At 65.0% G+C, this 17,179-nt stretch carries 19 protein-coding genes and 1 pseudogene; 14 read left to right on the forward strand and 6 right to left on the reverse strand.

What is annotated here, in order from left to right; genetic code table 11:
* Positions 1-18 precede the first annotated feature (18 nt).
* Positions 19-228, reverse strand: a complete 210-nt coding sequence (locus E4K62_RS10760; RefSeq protein ID WP_135067312.1) for a hypothetical protein — start codon at positions 226-228, stop codon at positions 19-21.
* Between the two features lie 574 nt (positions 229-802).
* Between E4K62_RS10760 and E4K62_RS19050 the strand changes: the two genes are divergently transcribed.
* The 5 genes from E4K62_RS19050 to E4K62_RS10785 all read left to right on the forward strand — a co-directional run bounded on the left by E4K62_RS19050 (position 803) and on the right by E4K62_RS10785 (position 4,946).
* The gene (locus E4K62_RS19050; RefSeq protein WP_374108109.1) at positions 803-1,087 is read left to right on the forward strand and encodes an ASCH domain-containing protein; all 285 of its coding nucleotides are present in this window, start codon (positions 803-805) and stop codon (positions 1,085-1,087) included.
* A gap of 126 nt (positions 1,088-1,213) precedes the next feature.
* Positions 1,214-1,831 (forward strand): DUF6226 family protein, encoded by a 618-nt coding sequence (locus E4K62_RS10770; protein ID WP_240742665.1) that lies wholly within the window; start codon positions 1,214-1,216, stop codon positions 1,829-1,831.
* Between the two features lie 241 nt (positions 1,832-2,072).
* Entirely contained in the window at positions 2,073-2,981 is a 909-nt protein-coding gene (locus E4K62_RS10775; RefSeq protein WP_135067316.1) for an oxygenase MpaB family protein, read from the forward strand.
* A 319-nt stretch (positions 2,982-3,300) separates the two neighbouring features.
* Positions 3,301-4,485 carry a hypothetical protein gene (locus E4K62_RS10780; protein WP_135067318.1) on the forward strand — a complete coding sequence of 395 codons (1,185 nt, stop codon included), beginning with the start codon at positions 3,301-3,303 and terminating at the stop codon, positions 4,483-4,485.
* Entirely contained in the window at positions 4,482-4,946 is a 465-nt protein-coding gene (locus E4K62_RS10785) for a PIN domain-containing protein (protein WP_135067320.1), read from the forward strand. Before E4K62_RS10780 ends, E4K62_RS10785 begins: the two co-directional genes overlap by 4 nt.
* A gap of 54 nt (positions 4,947-5,000) precedes the next feature.
* Here E4K62_RS10785 and E4K62_RS10790 read toward each other — a convergent pair whose 3' ends face one another.
* Positions 5,001-5,609, reverse strand: coding sequence for a hypothetical protein (locus tag E4K62_RS10790; RefSeq protein ID WP_135067322.1), 609 nt, complete (start codon positions 5,607-5,609; stop codon positions 5,001-5,003).
* 208 nt (positions 5,610-5,817) lie between these two features.
* Here E4K62_RS10790 and E4K62_RS10795 point away from each other — a divergent pair, with 208 nt between their 5' ends.
* The 6 genes from E4K62_RS10795 to E4K62_RS10815 all read left to right on the forward strand — a co-directional run bounded on the left by E4K62_RS10795 (position 5,818) and on the right by E4K62_RS10815 (position 10,649).
* Complete coding sequence (locus tag E4K62_RS10795; RefSeq protein ID WP_167747773.1) at positions 5,818-6,384, forward strand: hypothetical protein; 567 nt, start codon at positions 5,818-5,820, stop codon at positions 6,382-6,384.
* 11 nt (positions 6,385-6,395) lie between these two features.
* A complete protein-coding gene (locus E4K62_RS18705) occupies positions 6,396-6,551 on the forward strand; it encodes a hypothetical protein (RefSeq protein ID WP_167747774.1) in 156 nt (51 codons plus the stop codon).
* A gap of 395 nt (positions 6,552-6,946) precedes the next feature.
* Complete coding sequence (locus E4K62_RS10800) at positions 6,947-7,300, forward strand: hypothetical protein (RefSeq protein WP_135067326.1); 354 nt, start codon at positions 6,947-6,949, stop codon at positions 7,298-7,300.
* A gap of 709 nt (positions 7,301-8,009) precedes the next feature.
* Positions 8,010-8,966, forward strand: coding sequence for a hypothetical protein (locus tag E4K62_RS10805; protein WP_135067328.1), 957 nt, complete (start codon positions 8,010-8,012; stop codon positions 8,964-8,966).
* A gap of 152 nt (positions 8,967-9,118) precedes the next feature.
* Positions 9,119-9,676 (forward strand): RNA polymerase sigma factor, encoded by a 558-nt coding sequence (locus tag E4K62_RS10810; protein WP_135067330.1) that lies wholly within the window; start codon positions 9,119-9,121, stop codon positions 9,674-9,676.
* An 85-nt stretch (positions 9,677-9,761) separates the two neighbouring features.
* Positions 9,762-10,649, forward strand: coding sequence for a hypothetical protein (locus tag E4K62_RS10815; protein ID WP_135067332.1), 888 nt, complete (start codon positions 9,762-9,764; stop codon positions 10,647-10,649).
* A 333-nt stretch (positions 10,650-10,982) separates the two neighbouring features.
* On the opposite strand, the gene E4K62_RS10820 is transcribed toward E4K62_RS10815, so the two are convergent.
* The 4 genes from E4K62_RS10820 to E4K62_RS10835 all read right to left on the reverse strand — a co-directional run bounded on the left by E4K62_RS10820 (position 10,983) and on the right by E4K62_RS10835 (position 14,751).
* Positions 10,983-11,549 carry an HAD family hydrolase gene (locus E4K62_RS10820; protein WP_135067334.1) on the reverse strand — a complete coding sequence of 189 codons (567 nt, stop codon included), beginning with the start codon at positions 11,547-11,549 and terminating at the stop codon, positions 10,983-10,985.
* A gap of 12 nt (positions 11,550-11,561) precedes the next feature.
* On the reverse strand, positions 11,562-12,350 hold the full coding sequence (gene istB, locus E4K62_RS10825; protein WP_135067337.1) for an IS21-like element helper ATPase IstB: 789 nt from the start codon (positions 12,348-12,350) through the stop codon (positions 11,562-11,564).
* Complete coding sequence (gene istA / locus E4K62_RS10830; protein WP_135067339.1) at positions 12,350-13,555, reverse strand: IS21 family transposase; 1,206 nt, start codon at positions 13,553-13,555, stop codon at positions 12,350-12,352. Before istA ends, istB begins: the two co-directional genes overlap by 1 nt.
* 497 nt (positions 13,556-14,052) lie before the next feature.
* Positions 14,053-14,751, reverse strand: a complete 699-nt coding sequence (locus tag E4K62_RS10835) for a hypothetical protein (protein WP_135067341.1) — start codon at positions 14,749-14,751, stop codon at positions 14,053-14,055.
* A gap of 63 nt (positions 14,752-14,814) precedes the next feature.
* Between E4K62_RS10835 and E4K62_RS10840 the strand changes: the two are divergent.
* The 3 genes and pseudogenes from E4K62_RS10840 to E4K62_RS10850 all read left to right on the forward strand — a co-directional run.
* A pseudogene (locus E4K62_RS10840) lies at positions 14,815-15,210 on the forward strand (IS30 family transposase); the annotation flags it as partial.
* A 341-nt stretch (positions 15,211-15,551) separates the two neighbouring features.
* Positions 15,552-16,034 (forward strand): hypothetical protein, encoded by a 483-nt coding sequence (locus E4K62_RS10845; RefSeq protein ID WP_135067345.1) that lies wholly within the window; start codon positions 15,552-15,554, stop codon positions 16,032-16,034.
* An 807-nt stretch (positions 16,035-16,841) separates the two neighbouring features.
* A complete protein-coding gene (locus E4K62_RS10850) occupies positions 16,842-17,129 on the forward strand; it encodes a hypothetical protein (RefSeq protein ID WP_135067347.1) in 288 nt (95 codons plus the stop codon).
* The last annotated feature ends 50 nt before the right edge of the window (positions 17,130-17,179 follow it).

Consider the following 17,179-nt stretch of genomic DNA (forward strand, 5'->3'; position numbering starts at 1 on the left):
GAACCCCGCCCACTCGCCCTAGTCCGCTGGTGGCGGCCCGCTGGCGATGGCCTGGCGGATCCTCCACACCGGAAAACCGCTCAGTTCGCTGATCAGATCGACGTCGAAGCCGTGGGTGAAGTAGGCCACCCGCACAGCGACGATTCGCCCGGGGCTATCGGCGAAGGCGAGGGCAAGCTCTGTGGCGTAGCGCTCCCATACGCTGACTTCGTTCCCTGGCGCCGGCATGGCCTACTCCCCACCAGCGCTCAGCCTCAGGTCGCTGACGACCCAGGCACCGCCTCCGACCCGCGTGGACTCGACAGAGGCCACGGCGCCACGGCCGCGAGCGTGACGTGGGCCCAGCGCCTTGGCACGATCGGTCACCCGCTGCGCGGCATGGAGGGTCACGGCTGCTCCTTCGGATTCTCCGCGCGGTGTACACGCGCCGAGGGGCTTCAGGGTGCGAGATCAGCACCCAACAGACTGAGGGGCTTGACGGGCCACGAACCGCCGATTAGAAGCCCGGCGAACCCCGCTCCAGCCCACGCGTCTCGTCAGGCGGTGGCTCCTGGCTCGCCTGGGCTCTTGGCACAATGGACTGTGACCTCATCACCCGCCGGCCCGGTCGACGTTCACGCCGGACGACGAATGTGGCAGGAGTATGCCGCGGCGCACCCCGAGGCGGTTTCGGTGTGCTCCGAATACACGATCGAGCACTTCGGCGACTCGGAGAGACTGGCCGACGAACTCTTGGCGCATGTGCTCAGGGGACGCAAGAGGGCGACCTCAGAACTCGTCGCGGACTACATCGCCCGTGGCGATGACATTCCCCCGCGTCGGGTCGCACTGGATCGCCTGCGACGGGCGTGGTGTGCCCAGGATCATCATTCGGACTGTGGAGCTGCGCCTCGGTCCGTTCGCAAGCGCGGACGCCGCGTTCGCTGCGGATGAGGGCGAGGATGACCTGAGCCTGGCGAACTGGCAGCGTGAGCACCGTCGATATTGGACGCGCGTTGCACAGGCGCAAGGGCGCGAGTGGTCGGAGGACGAGGAGATCGTTTTCGAGCGCTTCCAGGTGGTCTGGCCCCCGCAGCACACGTCCTAGAGAATCTCCCCTTCGCACTCGGCGCGACCGGTCACGTCACGGCTCTCGCCGACGTCGCCCCGGCCGCCGGCGACGCGGCAGGATGACGGGGTGAGTTCCTACGTGCGTCCCGCGATCGATGGGCCGGTGTTCCGCGACGCCGACGGTGAGGTCATCGAGTACGGGAACCGGTGGGGCGGGTCACCTCCCGAGGCCACCTACTCGGTGGACACGCACCCGGAGAGGTTTGCGCCACTGCACGCCGTCGCGGACGCCCTCATCGCGCACCTCCGTGAAACCTACGACGTCGAAGTCGATGAAGGCGTGGAGACGGCGGCGGATCTGCTTCACCCCGCGTACCATGACGTGGTGCGCGCAGTGCGGATCCGACCGAATGATCCGGCGGCCGCATCCCTGACGTTGGTCTTCACCGCGTACCCGGGGATCTACATGCACGCCGGGCTGCTCAACGACTTCCATTACCCGGTCTGCGGCTGCGACGCCTGTGACTCGACCTGGGAGGGGGAAGCCGACGACCTCGAACGACAAGTGCTCGCCGTCGTCACCGGGCACTATCGCGAGAGCATCAAGGGCGGCATCCGTCCCTTGGTGGCGCACAGCTTCACCTACCCCGACGGGAGCGGGCGGAGTGGGGAGTCCCGCGCGCAGGACCTTCCCGCGGCACGCGTCAAGGCGGCTCGGCCGATACTCCGCAACGCCCCCGGCGGGTGGGCTGCATGGCCTCGCTCGGCCTCATGCTCTTGATCTGTTCCGGGCGACGGGCCGATCGCTGGCCGCGGGCCCGCCACGCGAGGTAGGTCGACGTCGAGGGTTGCAGTTGCCGCTCGTTCATTGAGCATTCGCTCGCGCGGGTCATACGTGCGCTCGTCGTGGGGCGTTGAAATCGCCTTGCTCGCCAGAGGCACGGCGCGCGCCAGAACCCCTCGTGGGCTCGAGATGGGCCCTCCCTGCGCCGGTCTTCCAGCGGGCGTGGCACGCTGGAGCCATGAAGGGTCCCTCTCTCCGCGCGCGACTGCTCACGGCGCTTTCGGGCGATCCGGACGGCACGCCCCGGTGGGTGCGTGAGCTCGCCGAGGGCGACGACGACGGGTACTTTCCCGACAGGGGCGCGGTCTGGACGGTCCACGCCGGCACCGCGACCTTCGTCGCCGGCATCCGGGCGCTGCTCATCCAAGCCCTCCACCCCGGCGCGATGGCCGGCGTTCACGACTTCTCGCGCTACCGAGAGGATCCACTAGGCCGACTGACGGGCACCGTGCGGTGGATCATCTGCGTCACGTACGGCTCGACGACGCAGGCGAAGAAGGAGACGGCGCGCGTCGGCCGGCTGCACGAGCGCGTAGCGGGAACCTACGCGACGGATGCCGGGGCTCACGCGTACTCGGCGTCGGACGCCCGTCTCGCGGAATGGGTGCACCTCGCCTTCGCAGACGCGTTTCTGGGCGCGCACGAGCGGTGGGGCGGTCCGATCCCCGGAGGTGCCGACGGATACGTGCGCGAGTGGGCCACCGCTGGGCGCCTCATGCACGTGGAGAATCCGCCCGAGACCGAGGCCGACCTGAGGGAGAGGCTGCGGGGGTTCCTCGACCGTGCAGAGCTCCGCCGCGACGAGCGCGTCGACGAGGTCGTGCGGTTCTTGCGTGACGTGCCCTTCACCGGCTCGATGCGACTTGCCTATCGCGTGCTGTTCGCCGCCGCTGTCGCAAGCCTGCCGCGGCCGTACCGCAAATTGCTGGGGGTGCGTCGCACCGTCCTGCCCGTCGTGACGGCGACTCGCATCGTCCTCGCGATATCGCAGCGCGCGCTCGGCGCGGGCCCTCGCGCACAGGATTTCGCTCGAGAGCGGCATCGCCGCCTCGCGCACCAACAAGCCGGGGCCCATCCCGCAGAGTGAGGCTTCACCTCCCCGGCCGTTGAATCGCCCCGCTCCCCATCGAGGATCCGCGCCACGCGGCTTCACAGCGTGCAGGGAGCGTCCGTTTGACGACCGACCGTCGGGCACACCGACGCAAGAGCGGATCGCCATGTGCCGCCATAGTGACGTCACAAATTGCGGGATCGACCACCCCTAGGCTGGCGGCGTCTTCAATGATCGCGAGAAAGTGTGTGACGTTCTACGAGAGCGACTTCCTGACTGCGGAGATTTCGCAACACCAATACGATGCCCCTATGCCGGAACCGGGGCGCATCATCGTCGATCGCGACGAGCCCTTATGACCATCGGCCTCCGCATCGGCGGCACGACCTTCCCTCTCGATAGGAGCGTCTTCACGACCCTCCTAGACAACTCGGTCGCAGGCACTTACAAGGATTACGAAACAGCGCTGGAGACCGGAGCCATCAAGCTTGCAAAGCTTCAGTACCTTGCGGAAAAGGGGGACATACCGCTCCCGCTCTTCTTCGCCCCGCTTCCCCTGGTCCAGGCTCAGGTGGAAGCGAAGACCCAGAAGCTCCTCGCCGGAGTCAGTCGGGACACGTTCTCCATCGGCTCTCGCGCGAGTGTGCAGCTGCGAGACGTCGAGCTCATCGTCAAGGATCTGATACGTAAGCAGCAACTACTGCGCGCCGTCGATGACTCGCTCGCTCGAAACACTATCGTCGGCATGCTCAGCAGATTGGGGCCTTCCCCCGAGGACGATGCAGCCAAGCTGCGATCCGCGATAGGTCTCAGTCAGGATGACCTTCGGGCGTGCCGGAAGAAGGAGACTGCGCTCGAGCTGATCATTGACCGGCTCGAGGACAACCAGGTGCTTGTCTCACGAAGCGTGAACAACTACATGCCGCAGCGACTCACCCACGCGGATGCACGTTTCAGCGGGATGACGGTGCGCGACAACAAGGTCCCTTTCATCTTCCTGGCCGGCGGTGACCACGGCGACCGGCAGGAACCGGTCGGACGAACCATTTTCACGCTGACGCTGATGACGGTGCTGGTGGCACGACGAATCTTCGCGCCGATGACCTGGGATGGCGGCAGCGCGGAGACCGATCCCGGCGTCGAATACGACATCGCTGGCGCAATCCTTATGCCAGCAGATCAGCTCTCGGTTCTACCGCTGTCCTCACTGGATGAGGTGAAGCAGGCGTCCGACGTTTTCAAGGTCACTCCGAGCGCCGTGACAGTACGCGCGATGCGACTAGGAATCGTCAGCGGGGACATCGGCCAGGCCCACCTCGCTGAGCTGCGAAGAGAGTTCGACGGTCGGACTAGTGGCGGCCCGCGCAGCCCCATCCTGCCCGAGAACGCGGTGAAGAAGTACGGCGGGCGGGAACTCTCCCGACGCATGCTCGCGGCGCTAGATACGTCCAAGATCACGCGCGGCGAGTTCTGCCGGGCGGTGTGCTTAAACCGTTTGAAGCCACACCAGATCAACGACTTGCGGCGGGTGATCGGATGACCGGCTTCGGGGAACGCTACATGGTCGACACGAACGCGTTGATCCGGTTGCAGGGCCGCCGTCGAGCCAGCCCGCATTTCCTCGAGCATTCGGTGTTCCCCAGTGAGGTGCTGCGTGAAGCAGGGGGGCTCCCCGACATTGGTGCGTTACGTCGGAACGTCTATCCGACGACCCCCCAAGTCCTGGAATGGCTGGTGCGCGTGATGGCCACCGTGCCCACGTCTGACCGCAAGCTTGTCGACCTATATGCGAACCATGGCGCCGCGGACCCGTTCGTGGTGGCGTGCGCGTTGGACGGACGCCAGCGGGACAACGTCTATCTCGACGCACCCGAATGGATCGTCGTCACCAACGACGATGCGGTTCAGGACAAAGCTAGACAGTTCGGGCTGCAAACTCTCAGCAGCGAAGAACTGTCCGCCATCCTCGACGCTGAGCAAGGGGAGCCTGCGTCGCTCTAGCCCGCTGCTTCAGGTGCCCAGGGACCTCAGGCGCGGAAAATGGAGGGCGGATCGTCACGTCCGCTCGGTGGTCGGCTCGACGGCAGATCTCGACCCCCGGAACCCCTCGTCACGAATCGTCCAGTCCGGGACGTAGCCTTCGGGATCATGCACCCATCGGCCAACTTCGATAGGCAAGGTGAACTCCAGTGCGATGGCGTCTCCATGCCGCAAGAATCGCAACTCTTCAACCTCCAGGCCGGCGCCATACGTGTCCGCGTCAAGGATGCAGTCGATGGTGCCCGTCAGCCATTCGAGCAGCGTCTGCGCGTTCGGCTCGTTCAGCTCCCGCGCGACGCCGTCAACGGCGTGGGTGTAGTGCGGCGAGTTCCAGTTCTTGCCGGACCAAAGGTCCTCCTCTCGCCGCTTGTAGTAGGCAATCACCGCCTCCCCGTAACGGCGGCGCTCGTCCCGCCGGGCCAGTTCAACGTCTCGCTCGGCGACCGCAATCGACGTCTTCGCGAGTCGATTGGCAGACCTGGCGAGCCAGAGCGCCGCGAACGCCGAGGCCGCGGAGACCAGTATGCCCACGATGCCGAGCCAGTCTGGCCCGATCAGGGCCTCATGGATCCCGCCGAGAAGGCAGTTCATCTCGCGGATGGGCGGCAAGTCGTCGCAGGTCACATCCGCAACATAGGGTTCGCGGAGCGGTTGCCCGTGCATCACACAGCACGGTTTCGCATAGCGGCATCACGCTCGCCCGCGCGCCGTTTGCATCCCGCCGACTGGGAAGCGATCACCCCTCGACGTCGCACGCTCACGGCCCGTCCACCGAGCGGCGTGCGCAAGGGGATCGCGATGTTCGACGTTCGTGCACCCGTAAAGGGACGGCTTGCCCGACATGCGCAGTTCCAACGCGTTCTGGAATGCTGTGGGGATGACTCTGTGGTCGCGCCTGTGTAGAAGCGGTGGTCAAGCCGCTCCGGAGGCGGGTCAGGTCCCGGCGACCGAGCCGAAGACTGACCACGCTGCACAGTTCGCGTTGTTGCTCGGCGAACTCGAGCGGCGTCTCGCGAGCCAGGACCGAAGGATGGCGAACGCGGAATCCCGTTCCGGCGTGCTCATCGCCTCGTCAGCGGTGTTCGCCGGGCTCCTGGTGGCAACGCCGATGTCGTACGAAGTGCTCGTGGCGCTTGTGGTGAACATCGCGGCGGCGGGATTCGGTATCGCCACGATCTTCCCGAAGTCGATCGAGGAGCTGAAGCCAGGGAGAGTTCGGCAGCGACTGCTCGAGACGGACGTCGACTCGGCCAGCCTCTACCTAGTTGACCAGTACCTGTCACTAATCGAACGACGAGAAGCGTGGATCTCACTGCGCATGCGGCTGGTCAAGGCGGGCCTTGGCCTGCTGGGCGCCAGCCTCATCCTTGCGGCCGTCGCTATCTCACGTGAGCTGTGAGAGGAGGTGACATGGCGAACAACAACGATGCCTCCTGGCCGCCCAAGCCGGAAACGGACGATGCGGCATTCGAACGCGTGACGGAGGGGCAGGAAACGATTCTCGGTACCGGCGGTCAGCCGCCGCGCGAGCGCTTCATCGAGACCGCACGTCCGCACGACGAGTGACCTCCCGGAAGGGTCCCGGCCGAACGTCGGGGCCCTTCCGGCTGATGGCGATTCGGCGGTGCCGATGTCGGGCGGGTGCGAATAGTGCACGCGTAGGTGATTATCAACCTGTTGCCCACGTGCGCAGCAGCCCTGCGATCAACCGCAACGCGGCGTCTCTCGCCCGCACCTCAACCGGCATGGCTGCGCGTCGGCCGCGGGCACTCAGTGCGCCGCAGATCGAGAGTCCTTTAGCCTCCACGAGGTAATCGGTCACTCAACCGGCTTGGCCTCGCCGTTGATGGCTCCCCCTCTACCCCCCCCCCCCCCCGGACATACTCGGCTAGACGCGCCCGGAGAGGCCCCGCTGACACACGGATGCCTGTTTGGGGATCGAATCGTCGATAGGGTGACGTGTGCCCAACCCCACCGCTCCAACAGGCAAAGTCGACCCCGAGCTCGCGATCGGCAAGATTGGCCGTGCTATTCGTGTCGCCCTGTACGTCGCATTCCTCTTGGGCGCCCTAGTATTCGTCTGCCTCAATCTCACGGACATGGACCCGGGGCCACTGAATCTCGTTGCAGTGGTGGTCGGAGCGCTCGGCACGATCCTCGTGATGGTCGCCGATGTAACCGCGGGACTCAATCTGTATTCGGGCAAGGCCCCGAAGGTCTATCCGCGGGTCTCAGGCTGGACTCGAGTGATCGGCACGGCTGCCCTACTGGCTGCAGCCGTTTATGCCATCTTTGCGGCGATCAACGCGCTCTGACTCGTAAGGGTTCCGGCGCACGAACGGGGCCCACTTTGGAGCGTTGCCCGTTTGGGGGCGTTGCCCGTTTGGGGATCCCTATGCGGGCACTGTCGCTCGGGGGACGATAAGGCGCGCTGTTGAACACTGCCCGCATAGCCGAAGCAGGAGCCGGCAGTTCTGCCGACTCCTGCTTCAACTCTCACATGTTGGCGCAGTGACCGCAGAGGGGCCACCCATTCGTGCCCGATCGGCGGTTGTGGGCTGGGATCTGCTGCCCACTCGGACAATCGCTCTGGTTGTGATGCACGTCGGGGTCGGACTGGTTCGTCGAGTGGTACGTAGAAACTCTCATGCTGGCCTCCATCGGGTAATGCGGCATCGTTGCCGCACGCCCACCGTAGTGAGAGCCTCGGACAGTCGGCGGAAGCGCCTGGTTAGGACCACGAGGCAGCCGATACTGATGGCGGGTTACTCCACGCGGATCCCCTTGCGCATCTCCCCACTTGCGCAACGGAGAACCCCGAATGTCCACCGGCCTGCGGCACGGGCAAGGCGGGCTCGGGCAGATTGTGGCCGAAAGCCAGGCCACGATGAAGGAGACGGTCGCGTTTGAGCGCGAACCGTTGGTGTTGCCGTCACTGGAATCGTCGCCCCTGAGTGTCAGGATCTACTCCGTTGTTCAACCTTGGAGGGTGAGAGCTACCAAGCTCGGAAGAGAGTGTGCAGCGTGATCCACATCCGTCCTATCGCCCTGGTCGCCGTGGTCGGCCTGATCCTTCCCCTTACGGCGTGCGCGTCTGCGGCGGGCAGCTCGCCGTCACTGAAGGCGACGTCGTCTCCGACGGCTGCGCCGTCTGCGGAGGTCGAGTTGCCGTCGCAGGATCGTTCTCGGTGGGTGATGCCGCTCGATGAGTTCCAGGACCCGTCGACGGATGCGCTTCTTAGCTATGCCGAGAACCTGCTGGTCGCGGATTGCCTTGGAGAGGAGGGCATTAGCTGGCCAATTCCGTGGCAACCGACCGATGATGAAAGCTACCTCGAGCCTGAAGCCAACATTTCTGGCTTCCCAGCGCTCACCGTTGCTCTCGCAACGGAGTCCGGGTACCACGTCAACTTCAACCCCGGCTGGAGAGGAATCTCCTATGAGTCCACACACGAGCTGAACGCCATCGCACTCTCGACACCGGGTTTCGAGCCTGTCTTCTCCGCGTGTCTCGACCAGGCTCGCCAGCAGATGCCCACTCTCGCCGTAAGCGAATCCACCAACCAACTGCTCGCGTGGAGAGCCGAGACGGATTTTCTCGCAGAAGACCCTCCTGCTGTCGTGGACGCGGGGGCGCGGTGGCAGCGGTGCCTGAAGGATGCGGGATACGTGTCGGTACCAGACTCACCGTACGAGAAGGACGAAGCGGACTCCTGGATGCCCTCGGACGAGATGATGGCTGAGGCCGGAATTCCGCCTCGCGAGGCTGAATTGACGCAGCAGGAAATAGACCTTGCGGTGGCGGACGCGTCGTGCCGGGAATCCTCGGGCTGGTCGGAGGCGTACTACCAGAAGGTCTGGGAGGCGCAGGCGGAACTCGTGTCCGAGCATGCCGACGAGCTGATCCGCATTCGTGAAGAGTGGGAAGCAGCACGTGAGATCGTGCTGGATGTAGTCGCTGCCCACGCTCCTGCGCAGTGATCGTGCGTCAGGCGGTTCTCGCGGCACGCTTTCGGCCGGCCGAGACCCTTGGACAGGGAATATGGCGATGTCGTGTCAGGATCGGGCGGCAATTGCAACCTTTCTCGATGAATGCTCCACACAGCACACCAACTGCGGCCTGAAGGAGGCGGGTGAACGATCGACGCGGCGCCTTCGAGGCGCTCTTCGCCGAACACCACGCTGCCGTGCTGCGGTATGTGGAGCGACGTGTTGATGACAGAGAACAAGCCCGCGAGCTGACCATGGACTGCTTCGAGATCGCCTGGCGCCGTTACGACCGAGCTGCGCCGTTTCGTCGCCCCTGGCTGCTGCAAACTGCACGCAACCTGGTCGGCGACTCCTACCGGCGCCGCGACCGCGAACGCGAGGGAATGCGAACACTCGCCGCAGCGTCCGACAGGCCGGACACCACTTTCCAGAACGTCGACCTGCGCCTCGCCTTACGACACCTTTCGGCCGCGGATCGGGAAATTCTCGAGCTGTTCTACTGGGACGGGATGACCGCACCCGAGATCGCCCAAATCGTCGGATGCCGTACCTCAGCTGCCTGGAAACGACTCAGCCGGGCACGAGACGCCCTCCGATTACTCCTTGAAGAACCCTGCAGGCCTCCTACCAGCTCCGCCCCCATCAGGAGTGCCACCGCGCGGCAAATGGGAGGGGGTGCGATGGGTTATGTCATGGACTGACGAGAAGATCGAGCGGGTCATGCGCGACATTGACCCGGCAAGGACGGCACCCGACGCATCCCCACTCCCAAGGGAATGGTCCCAGATGCGGAGCATCATGGTCTCCACTCCGCCGCGGCGAAGCATCCTTCGCCCCATCGCTCGATGGGGATGGACCGTACCGGTTGCCGCCGCCGTGGTTGTCGTCGCGCTCACGGTAGGACCGATTGCCGCAACACCCTCATACGCCGCCACACCCCCACCGCTCACGATCCAGCCGCTCGACGACACTATCGACGACGTCCTCAGCGAATCCCTCGACATTCTCCGCGCGGCAACAGCGACGAGACCATCACGGGATGCTGAGGTCGTCCGATGGTCGTTGCGGGAGGACGGCACCGATGACCCGGTCATCGTGCCGGAATGGCAAGAATGGGTGTGGAATGCGGACGGCACTGGCTACCTGTCAGCGAGAGCCGGCGCCCCATACTCTGTCACTACCGATGGGAAGATCGTTGAACCAGTCGGCGACGCACCCGACGAAGGCGACCCGATCGAGACGGCTAGGTCGTCCCCGAGCGATTTCGGATTCTTCCCCGACGAGCCACCCGCGAATGCTCGCGAGATGCGCGACTACCTCACCGTCCAAGCACACCTCCCCAACGATGCGGACGCGCTCGCTTGGTGGGGCGCGATCAGCCTGCTTCGAGACGAATGGACGCTCACCGCGGATCAGCAAGCGGCCGCGCTCGAGATCCTTGCCGCCACAGGGGGACTGAGCGTGCTCGGCACCGTCGAAGACCGATTCGGCCGCGACGGCATCGCACTCTCCGTGACGTCCGCCAACCGCGACCAATTCGGTGCCACCGTCGTGCTGGACGAAGCCAGCCGCCAGATCATCGCAGCCGACATCACCTACAACGGCGGTAGCAACCGTCTCGACCTCGACACCGGATCCGTCATCGAATACTCCGCCTGGCTCCTGCCCCGCTGAGATCGGAGGCCACCCCGCGTTGCTGCCGTTGTGCGCGGGAGGGGGAGGCACCATCCCGACGCCCACCCTCGACACCGCACCGTGAAACCGGACCAGGAGACAGGCAATGAGCTCATACCCGGTCGGTCCCGCCGACATCGAACTACCACCGACCGAGCCCATTGAGATCTCGTGGCCCCTCGATATACCCACGCCGACCCCCCAGCCAGCCTGAACGCTCCGATGCGTGATCGCGTCACACAGGCGTAGCAGAGGGGCACCTCAACCCGGGGTCGGTCACCACGCTAGCCGGTGCCCGTAAATGGATCGTGACGGCCTCAACGCCGCCGTCGATCAGGTCTTAGCGAGATCGAGTGCGGCCCCAATGACAGCGGCAAGGTGCGGAGCGCCGTCGCGATAGCGCTCGATCTGTGTCGCTCTCATGCCAGCGGCGCGCGCGCCGACGACGTCCTGCCGCGGGTTGTCACCGATGAACAGACATTCTGCCGGGGCGATATCGAGTCGAACCGCGAGCGCTTCGAAAGCTCGCGCGTCCGGCTTTTGGACTCCGATCGCCTCGGAGATGCAGACCGCGTCGATAATGTCCTCGACTCCGATCGCTTTCAGCTTCGCGAGCTGTTGTTCTTCGTTGCCATTGGTCAGAACGCCGATGCGGAAACCTCGGCTGCGCAGCGACTCGAGAACCTCGACCACATCTGGGAATGGTCTCCAGGCGGACCTGTACGCCGCGAGGTATCGCGCGAACAGCGCATCGAGACTGGAAGCCGAGTCGTCGAACTCGATACCCAGTGTTGGCAACAGCGTCAGGAGTCGACGTCGACGCTGTTCTTCGAAGGAGCTGAGCCCTCTGTCGGCGACGGTTGAGAACCCGGCCAAAACGACGGGCGAAAAATAGGCCACCGTTTCGTGTTGTTAGTCTGCCGGATCCTGAGTCCTGATGCTGGGGAGGCTGTCGATTCCGCGGCCGCGGAGGCGATAGCTGGCGCCTTTGAGGGTAAGAACGTCGGCGTGGTGGACGATGCGGTCGATCATCGCGGCGGCGACGGCTTGGTCTCCGAAGACGCCGCCCCAGCCGGAGAACGGCAGGTTGCTGGTGAGGACCAGTGAGGCGTGTTCGTAGCGGGATGAGACGAGTTGGAAGAACAGGTTCGCGGCGTCTTGCTCGAAGGGGAGGTAGCCGACTTCGTCGACGATGATCAGCCCGTAACGGCGGAGCCGGGCGAGCTCGCGGGGCAGGTTCCCTTGCCGATGGGCGTCGGTGAGCCGGGTGACCCAGTCGGTCGCTGTGGCGAACAGGACCCGGTGTCCGTGGCGGGCCGCGACGATCCCGAGCGCGGTGGCGAGGTGGGTCTTCCCGGTTCCGGGTGGGCCGAGCAGGACGACGTTCTGCGCTTCGAGGAGGAACCCGCCCGAGGCGAGCGCGGCGATCTGCTGACGGGCTGTCGGTTGGGCGTCCCAGTCGAAGTCCTCGAGCGTCTTCCGGGCGGGGAACCCGGCCGCTTTGATCCGCAGCTCCGCGCCGGACGCGTTGCGGGCGCTCACTTCCCGTTCCAGGACGGCGGCGAGATAGTCCTCGAACGACCAGCCCGCATCCCGCGCCTGATCGGCCATCCGGCCCGCGGCTTCGGTGATCCGGGGCGCTTTGAGCGCGCCGGCGAGATAGGTGATCTGCTTGACCGCGTCGGTCTGTTTGCCGCCCATCACGCGACTCCTTCGATCCCGAACGCGCGGTCGTAGTCCGCGAGATCCCTGCTCAGGTCGTCTCCGACCGTGGCGGGGCGGGGTTGTTGGAACTGCTGCCGCAACCGCCGCGCCGTCTCAACATGAGCCGGGTCGGTGACGATGCTCCCTCGCGCCCAGACCCGTTCGTGGTCAGCGACGATCCGCCCGTCCAGGCGGACTTTCACCCGGTCGAGGTCGGCGGTGACATCGACGATCCGTCCGATCGCTTGCGGGTCGACGGAGTAGTCGGACGCGTCGAGGCGGACGTAATAGTCCCGGCCGAGCCGGACCCGCTCCCGCCAGCCCAGCTGCAACGGGATCGGCGGCAAGGGCAGCATTCTCGATCGGTCGTGCCCGATCAGATCGACGGGACGTGCCTTGATCGTGCGAACGACCCTGCTGTTCGCTTTCTCGAGCCAGTCGGCGAGTTGGGTGTTGAAGTCTGCTGGAGACGTGAAGGTCCGGCCCGGCATGAACGAGGTCTCGAACCAGCCGTTGCGCCGCTCGACGATCCCCTTCGATTCCGGGTCGTAGGGCCGCAACTGCACCACCTTCGTCGCCAGGGTCCCGGCGAACGACGCGACGCCCTGCGCGAGGCGCCCCTTCTGCCCGATCCCGGGCTCGTTGTCCCAAATCAGGCGCCGCGGAACGCGCTCCAACCGTTGGATCAGCTCCCATGACCCGAGCAATAGATCCTCCGTCTTCCGGGTTGGGATCATCCTGGCCGTCACGAACCTAGAGTGCGCGGCGACGATCACCAGCACTGGCAACAGCACGGTCGTGCCGTTCTCGAGTGGGATCTTCCGCGGCGGGAACCACAGATCACACTGCGCCGCATCACCCGCCGCCCAGGTGAGCCGGTCCGCCGGGTCGACCGGGCGATGCTCCGGCCGCAGCCGTCTCACGTTCTCCCGAAACCACGTGATCGACCCCGACCACTCAACTCGCTCCGCGATCACCGTCGCCGGCATCGACGGATGCTCCGCCAGCAACGCGCGCACCCGCGCCTCGAATGGCGAGAACGACGTCGGCTGCGCCGGCCGCTGATACCTCGGCGGCCGGTCCGACCTCACCGCCGCAGCGACGGTATCCCGTGCGATACCGAGATCTCGAGCCACCTGCCGCTGCGGAACCCCATCCGCGACAAGCCGCCTGATCAACGCCCAATCTTCCAAGGAGATCACGCACCCAATCTGGTCTGGGTGGCCTACTTTTCAACCGTCGTTTTGGCCGGATTCTCGAGCGTCGTCGACACCCTCGCCGCCAACGTTCGAACTCGAGCTCCTCGGCGTCGAACCAAACCTGGCGGATGCGCGTCGAAGGCGGGACTCCGAAGGAGCTGACGAACGTATCAACAGCGGTGCTTGCTGCGCCCCGGTGATCGAACAGGGTGCCGTCGAGATCAAACCCCACCGCCCGGATCTTCGACACGACAGCCACGCTAGTCGTTCACCTGGCCCAACCAGCGAAACGATCATCGCCAGACGACAAGCTGAATTGCGGCCGCGTAGCTTGAAGGACACCTCGCCGCCGGATTGCGCGATTCCAGGAACCCGAGCGTAGCCACACGACTCCGCCGCCGCCCGTTCCCTCCCCTCCGCGGACGTTGCCCGGATAGGGATGGACAACCCGACCGCAGCTCGAGCTTCCGAAACGTACGCCCCCTCCCCGACGCCGAGGCCTACATCGGGTCCCTCAGGAACCCGACGAACGCCCTCCCGAGGTCGGAGATCGTGTCTGCCCGATCTGCGTCCCGCCCGAGGTCAGCAATCGCCCGTGTATTCGGTTGAGTCGTGATGAGGAGGCCGTCGTTGGAGAGCTCCTGGAAGACAGGAGTGACGAGGAGCGAGGACTCGGGAAACGCCGCCGCAACGATTGCCGGCAGATCCCGCATTACACCGGATCGCTTCCCGTCGATCACGGGGAAGGACTCCTCCGCCGACACGAATGGCGGCAACGGTTCGATCAACCGCAGCATCCGCACGTGCAGGACGCTGTAGCGGCCGGCGAGGCGAATGAAGAACTCGTTGAGCTCGGGCGGATTTGCGTCGATCTGCGCGTTGATTAGGGCATTGGCGAGGAGTCTCCGTTTCTCGTCGTCGCTCGTCGCTTTCATCGATCGAACGACCTCGGTGAGATTGGCCATGAATTCGTCGGAGGCGACGAGATCCTCGATCGAGGGAAGGCGCTCCGCTTCCTGGAGTTCGCGAATCTGAATCGCGAGATCACTGAGAAAGTGTTCGGTGCGGCGACGTTCCGCGATCTCAACGGGAAGTAGCGACCCGCGGCTTAGGAGCGATCCCCCCGGGAGAAGCTCTAGGAGTCCGGCGGCGAGTTGCGCCGACCCGAACTCGATCGCGTCTTTCGTCGACTCATCCATGCGAGGAGGTTAGCCCTCCGGTGACCGGAAGGGAGCCGCTTCCGGCCACCGCCCGGATGCGGCGAACGGCATTCGAACTTCACGATGCTCGTTCACCTCCCCGACTGCTACAAACCCGACCAGGTCGCTCCCGCGCTGACCCGGAAGATCCAGCAGCTCCCGGTGCAGCTGCGCGGCGCACTGACCTGGGATCAAGGACCGGAGATGAGCGACTGGGAGAAGGTCCGCATCGACACCGGCATCGAGGTGTTCTTCTGCGACCCGCATTCACCGTGGCAGCGCGGCATCAACGAAAACACGAACGGGCGGCTGCGGCAGTACTTCCCGAAAGGCACCAGCCTCGACGGGTTCACCGAAGGCCAGCTCGACGCCGTCGCCCGTGAACTCAACGACCGACCCCGCAAACGGCTCGAGTTCCAAACCCCGAATGAGATCATCAAATCGGTCCTGTTGCGATGACCGCTTGAATCCGCCGATCCCTCTGCAGGCGTCCCCGTTGAGCACCACCTTTACAACCCAGATCGAATGCCACCGAAGCAAGCAGCAGTCCCCACCGTCACCTGCTCGTTGAATCGGTAGCCCACGCGACTGCTTCGGTCACAGCCGTGGACGAACTCATACCGCAGTCAGTCAGTCAGTCAGTCATTCAATCGGATGAACTTGTTCTCGGGTGCGCCATCACGCCACGATGACGCTCAGCCGCCAGGGCCGAGCTGCGCGATCTCCGGACGTCACCAGTGGATACGACCACGGGAAATGACGTGCTGCTGTGCGGAGCATGCGCGATCTATGCTCCGATTATGAATCGGATGCAGCCCAAGTTCCCGACCGCGAGTCTGGTAATCGTTGCACTAATCGGGCTCCTCGCAGGCTGCTCAAGCCAAGCCGGTGCGAATGAGCCAACCCCGAAACTTGAGGAGGCGGCCACCCCCTCCGCATCGGCCAGCGCGAACCTGGACGAGCAAACCTGTCTGGCATTCGGCGATGTTTCCACGATCCTCCAGAACGCTGAAAGGGCCCGACGCGAACAGCGAATGACCCAGCAGGAGTATGACGGTTGGCAGCGCCTCGCCACCCGCGTCTTGGGCCGTATACCCACTTCGGGCGACGGCCCTGTGAGCGACGCCATGGAGGTGCTCCAGAAACTCGCGCCCGCCATTCCTAACGGGATGGCGCGTCCGACAAAGATCGGTACAGCGGAGTGGTGGGCGGCCGCGCCAATTGGCGAAGCTTGCGCCCGGGCTGGCTATCAACTCGCTGGCGAAGGTTTTACTGGCGGCTGAACGCGGGGGCCATCGGATCATGACGGGCCCTAGCAGGATGGCGTCGCAATGTGCCCGACGGCTGAACTCTGGGTTGCGTGTCGGCGCCGGTCTCATCCCTGTGGATGAGGCTTGATGCGCCCTGAACCGGGGGAAGCCGGGAATGATTCAGCAACCGCAGCCCTCGTCAAACGCTGAGGCACGGCATCGTCAAACGAATCAAGTCGAGGTGCTTGAGTATTTGAGACGTTCGCGATCGCGGCACGGGAGTGGCCGCATGGCCGCACTCAAACCGCGCATTCGGCGGCCACGAGCGACGCGCCGAGGCGTTCAGCAAGACAAACGATCGCGAAGCGATACCAGCTTTGAAAGTCATTCATTTGAACGAACTTCTGAGATTCCCTAGGTCCGCCATTCTCCTAGGGAATGCCCGGTCAGACCGGGAATCATCATGACGGCGCCGCCTCAATCCGCGAACTATCACTTCCAGACCTGCCACAGTGCGGGGAGGACACGCCATGCGCGCTCTATCCGGGGGGATTTCTAATGTTCGACGCTGATCGACCGAGGCTTTCGCGGCGGGCGTTGTTGCAGGTCGCCGCTGCCGGTTCTGTCGTACTGGCCGGGAGCCTGCTCCCGACGTCTCGGGCGGCGGCTGACGTGCAGCTGGCCACGGCCGGGGCTGCGAGAACAAGCAGTCGTGATGCTCCTCTGGACTTCGAAGGCGTAAAGGCCGAGTATCGGCACGCAGTCCTGACGTTCCCGCTGCCGCTCCCAAATGGGTGGGGTTTCCCGCCCGAATCCGAGTGGAGAGACCCTGGGCCGGGCGTGCACTGGGAACGCGGTTGCGGGCGAGCAGAGGCGTTTCTGTCCTGGCAGCGGGCCGTCGCCATCGCGGCGTGGAACGCGCACGAGCAGGGCGATCACCAGAGCGCCCGTCAACTCCTGGACATCCTCGAAGCGGGCCATGACTCCCCCACGCGTCGTGCCGTGATGGAGGACATCGACAATCTGTTCGTCACGGAAGGTATTCGCCCAGCGCGCGCCGGCGAAATGACTGCACGCGGAGCGGTCGCCAGCGACTTCACAGCGTTGCTGAGCCTCGTTGCCGCGTAGCGGACCTCTCGATCCGTCATTCGGCCTCGCATCACGTTCCGACTCACCCG

The organism is Microbacterium wangchenii, from assembly GCF_004564355.1.
GTDB lineage: Bacteria > Actinomycetota > Actinomycetes > Actinomycetales > Microbacteriaceae > Microbacterium > Microbacterium wangchenii.